At 39.6% G+C, this 273-nt stretch carries 1 protein-coding gene; it reads right to left on the bottom strand.

The window, feature by feature from the left end; all coding sequences use genetic code 11:
• Positions 1–249, bottom strand: a 249-nt coding sequence (locus R0J92_RS22980) for a hypothetical protein (protein ID WP_411053370.1), incomplete at its 3' end; no start/stop codon positions are given.
• Positions 250–273: the final 24 nt, after the last annotated feature.

Below are 273 nucleotides of genomic sequence, written 5' to 3'. Positions count from 1 at the left end.
CTTCCAATGTTTGAGTTGGTGGCGTTCTTCTTGGGTCAATTCTTGCTTCCGTTCTAAATGACTGATGTTTGTTTCATCAGGCGTAGCGGTAACAATAGAATGAATTAATCGAGAGTAATTTCCCTCTTTAATTTCCTTCATTCCTTCTCTGATTTCTTGTTTTGTTTCTTGATCTAAATCTTCCATGTGTTCTATATCGTAGCCTTCCCGTCGCAAGCCTTCCAAGACAATTTCTCGATATGCGCTCAAGCCTAAGTTATGCGTAGCAATACA

Source organism: Tritonibacter sp. SIMBA_163, from assembly GCF_046535935.1.
In the GTDB taxonomy this organism is placed as follows: Bacteria; Pseudomonadota; Alphaproteobacteria; order Rhodobacterales; family Rhodobacteraceae; genus Epibacterium; species Epibacterium scottomollicae.
This window is presented reverse-complemented; position numbering and strand designations above follow the sequence as displayed.